This is a genomic window from Roseburia sp. MSJ-14 (assembly GCF_018918225.1).
In the GTDB taxonomy this organism is placed as follows: Bacteria; Bacillota; Clostridia; order Lachnospirales; family Lachnospiraceae; genus Petralouisia.
The window spans coordinates 1-3,814 of sequence record NZ_JAHLQD010000003.1 but is presented as its reverse complement, the minus strand read 5'-3'; the positions used below and the strand labels follow the sequence as shown (position 1 = coordinate 3,814).

The 3,814-nt window shown below is 55.3% G+C and carries 5 protein-coding genes; all 5 read left to right on the top strand.

Annotation, left to right across the window (positions count from 1 at the left end; genetic code table 11):
• On the top strand, positions 1-521 hold a 521-nt coding region (locus KQI83_RS00060; RefSeq protein ID WP_216553829.1), incomplete at its 5' end, for a YicC family protein.
• Between the two features lie 152 nt (positions 522-673).
• On the top strand, positions 674-925 hold the full coding sequence (locus tag KQI83_RS00055) for a DUF370 domain-containing protein (protein WP_216553828.1): 252 nt from the start codon (positions 674-676) through the stop codon (positions 923-925).
• Entirely contained in the window at positions 918-1,490 is a 573-nt protein-coding gene (gene gmk, locus KQI83_RS00050; RefSeq protein WP_216553827.1) for a guanylate kinase, read from the top strand. The genes KQI83_RS00055 and gmk overlap by 8 nt, the downstream gene beginning before the upstream one ends.
• Positions 1,491-1,502: 12 nt before the next feature.
• Positions 1,503-1,709 carry a DNA-directed RNA polymerase subunit omega gene (gene rpoZ, locus KQI83_RS00045; RefSeq protein ID WP_216553826.1) on the top strand — a complete coding sequence of 69 codons (207 nt, stop codon included), beginning with the start codon at positions 1,503-1,505 and terminating at the stop codon, positions 1,707-1,709.
• On the top strand, positions 1,699-3,814 hold a 2,116-nt coding region (gene priA / locus KQI83_RS00040; RefSeq protein WP_216553825.1), incomplete at its 3' end, for a replication restart helicase PriA. The genes rpoZ and priA, both read left to right, overlap by 11 nt.

Sequence of the window (3,814 nt, the reverse complement as noted above, 5' to 3'; positions counted from 1 at the left end):
CTCCCGTCGACGAGGAGGAGCTCACCGCCGACGTGCTTACAGCCGCGGGCGTCGCGCTCGATTCATTCATCGCCATGCGCGAGGCGGAGGGCGCCAAAATGAAGGCTGACATCCTCGGCAGGGCGCAGACTATTCTGGATATTGTGTCCGAGATCGAGGCGCGTTCTCCCGTTACCGTCGAAGAGTACGAAACCAGGTTGCTCGACCGCATCCGCCAGACGCTTGAGAATTTGAGCGTCGAGGTAGACGAGCAGAGGATATTGACCGAGGTCGCGGTGTTTGCCGATAAGGTAGCCGTGGCTGAGGAAACAGTCCGCTTGCGCAGCCACTTTGACCAGCTCAGCGCCTTTATGGAACATTCCGAGCCCGTCGGCAGAAAGCTCGACTTCATCATTCAGGAGATGAACCGCGAGGCGAACACCATTGGCTCAAAGGTACAGGACGCTGTGCTCGCGCACAAGGTAGTCGACATAAAGAGCGAGATCGAGAAGATCAGAGAACAAGTGCAGAATATAGAGTGATCAGAGGCCAGAGGCTAGAAGCTAGAGGCTAGAAGCTAGAGCAGAAGCTAGAGGCTGGAGCTAGAAGCTGGAAGCCGGAAGACAGGGAAATGTTTGTTAAAGAACATCTAGCATCTAGTACCTAGCCTCTAGCATCTAAAAGAGGTACAAACATGAAACTTATAAATATCGGCTTTGGAAATCTTGTCAGCGGCGACAAGCTGATCGCCGTCGTGGCTCCCGATTCGGCGCCCGTAAAGCGCATAGTTCAGGAGGCTAAGGCGAACGGGCTGCTTATCGACGCCACCTGCGGCAGGAAGTGCAAGTCGGTGCTCATCACCGACAGCAACCACGTTGTGCTTTCGGCGATATCCTGCGAGGCTATCCAAAACCGTTCTGAGGAAAGGGATGACAAGGATGAGTGAAAAGGGCAAGCTTGTGCTCTACACCGGCTGTTCCGGAGTAGGCAAGGGCACCATAATGAAGGAGCTTTTGAAGCGCGACCCCTCTATCCGTCTTTCGGTTTCAAACACCACGCGCAAGCCGCGTGAGGGCGAGATCGACGGCGTTCATTACAACTTTGTTTCGCGCGAGGATTTCATCAGGCTCGCCGACGCCGACGGCTATATCGAGTACGCCGAGTACTGCAAAAACCTTTACGGCACGCCGAAAAAGCAGGTGGAGGATATGCTGGCTCAGGGCTGCAACGTCTTTCTCGAGATCGAGGTCAAGGGCGGCTTGCAGGTCATGGAAAAGTTTCCCGACGTGCTGAGCATATTTATCCTTCCGCCATCTGTCGCGGAGCTTGAGCGCCGTCTGCGCGAGCGCGGCACCGAGACCGAGGAGGTCATAAAGGAGCGGCTAAGTGAGGCTGAAAATGAGCTTAAGGTCGCTTCGCAGTATAAATATCAGGTCATCAACGACGACCTCGACCACGCTGTTGAGGAAGTCTTGTCAATATTACATCAGCATACAAACAACATTATTTAAGGAGATCATATTATGCATAAGGTTAATGTAGACGAATTGTTTCAGGGCAAGCAGAGCAAATACGCGCTGGTAGTCGGCGTTTCAAAGCGCGCCAGACAGATCACCCAGACCTTCGAGGAGGAGGGCACCGTGACCGAGGATAAGCCCGTGCTTCTCGCCATCGACGAGATCAAAAACCACAAAATCTCCATTTACGAGCCCGACGAGGATGAGCTCTAAGCTGATCGCAAGGGTCGCCGTTGAAAAGGCGGCTTATTCCTTCGATAAAGAGTTCAGCTATCTTGTTCCCGACGCTTTTGCGGCTTGCTGTGCCGTCGGCAAGCGAGTGCTAGTGCCGTTCGGCAGGGGCAACAGCCGACGACAGGGCATAGTGACGGAGCTTGCGGGATCGGAGAACACCGAAGGCTTTAAAGAGCTCCTTTCAGTGCTCGACGATGAGCCCGTTATGTCAGAAAAAATGCTGGGCGTTGCGCGCTTCATGAAGGATCACTACTTCTGCACGCTGTACGACGCGGTAAAGACCATGCTCCCTGCGGGCATCAACTACAGGGTCACCACGGTTTACGGCGCGGCAAAAGCGGAGGACGTTGAGCCGGAGGACGATGAACAAAGGCGTATCTACGACTATCTGCTCAAAAAGCGCGGCGCTGTCAAGCTTGAAAAAATACTTGAGGACTTCGCGCTTTCGGACAGCGCCGTCCTTGACGAAATGGTGCGCGGCGGCTTGCTTTACAAGTCCGATCAGGCGTTCCGCAAGGTGAACGACGCAGTCATGAAAATGGCGGCTTTGTCGCCTCAGATCGATCTTTCCGAGGTCAAGCTCACACCTAAGCAGCGCGAGATCGCCGAGCTTTTGGAGCTTTCGGGCGCGGCTTCCGTAAAGGAGCTGCGCTACTTTACGGGCGTTTCCGCTTCGGTCATCGATTCGCTGTTCAAAAAAGGAATGATCTACTTTTTTGACGAAGAGGTCTTTCGCACCGAGGAGCTTCGCGCCGACAAAACAGCGGGGGAGATAGAGCTGTCAAGCGAGCAGCAGGCAGCCTGCGACGATCTTTTCCGCGAGTATTCCGAGGAAAAAGCGCATGTCAGCCTGCTTTACGGCGTTACCGGCTCAGGCAAAACAAGCGTGTTTTTGAAGCTTATCGAGCGCGCCGTACCCGACGGCAAAGGCATTATAGTCATGGTGCCCGAAATTTCGCTTACGCCGCAGTTCGTGGCGCAGTTCGCCAGCCGCTTCGGTGAAAAGATAGCCGTGTTTCACAGCGCCCTTTCGCTGGGCGAAAGGCTCGACGCTTACAAGCGCGTCAAAAAGGGGCTTGCGCAGATAGTAATCGGCACGCGCAGCGCGGTTTTTGCGCCCTTTGAAGATTTGGGGCTCATAATCATGGACGAGGAGCAGGAGTACAGCTACAAGTCCGAGAGCGCGCCTAGATACCATGCGCGTGAGATAGCCATGTTCCGCTGCTCGCAGAACAATGGCTTGCTCGTGCTCAGCTCAGCCACGCCTAGCGTCGAGACCTACTACTACGCAAAAAGCGGCAGGTACTCGCTGAACACGCTCACAAAGCGCTACGGCGCCGCCGTTCTGCCCGACGTTATTACGGCGGACATGAACAACGAGATACAAAGCGGCAACGCTTCGGGCTTTTCCGACGTGCTGCTGCAAAACATAGAATACAATCTGGAGCACGGCAGGCAGTCAATCCTGCTGCTCAACAGGCGAGGTCACAACCCCTTCGTCACCTGTACGCAGTGCGGCGAGGCGGTCACCTGCCCCAACTGCTCCATTTCGCTGACCTACCACAGCCGCAACAACCGCCTTATGTGCCACTACTGCGGCTACTCGCTGCCATACAGGAACGAGTGCCCCACATGTCACGCAAAGTCGCTCAGGATGGGCGGCTCGGGCACGCAGAAGGCGGAGGAGGATATCGCGAAGATATTCCCGGACGCGCGTATTTTGCGCATGGACACCGACGCAACGTCCTCAAAATCGAGCTATGAAAAGATGATCTCGGCGTTCTCGCGCGGAGATTACGACATACTTGTCGGCACGCAGATGGTGGCTAAGGGGCTTGACTTCCCGAACGTCACCCTTGTGGGCGTGCTCAACGCCGACCAAATGCTTTACGCCGACGATTACCGCAGCTACGAGCGGACGTTCTCGCTGCTGACTCAGGTAGTGGGCAGAAGCGGCAGGGGAAAGGACAAGGGGCTCGCGGTCATCCAGACCTACACGCCCGACAACCTGATAATCGCGATGGCGGCAAAGCAGGACTACGACGCGTTTTTCAACACCGAGATCCTGTCTCTTATACACATCT

Excerpts from the sequence above, each read along its gene's own strand:
- KQI83_RS00055 (WP_216553828.1), top strand. The coding sequence starts at position 674 with ATGAAACTTATAAATATCGGCTTTGGAAATCTTGTCAGCGGCGACAAG.
- gmk (WP_216553827.1), top strand. The coding sequence starts at position 918 with ATGAGTGAAAAGGGCAAGCTTGTGCTCTACACCGGCTGTTCCGGAGTA.
- rpoZ (WP_216553826.1), top strand. The coding sequence starts at position 1,503 with ATGCATAAGGTTAATGTAGACGAATTGTTTCAGGGCAAGCAGAGCAAA.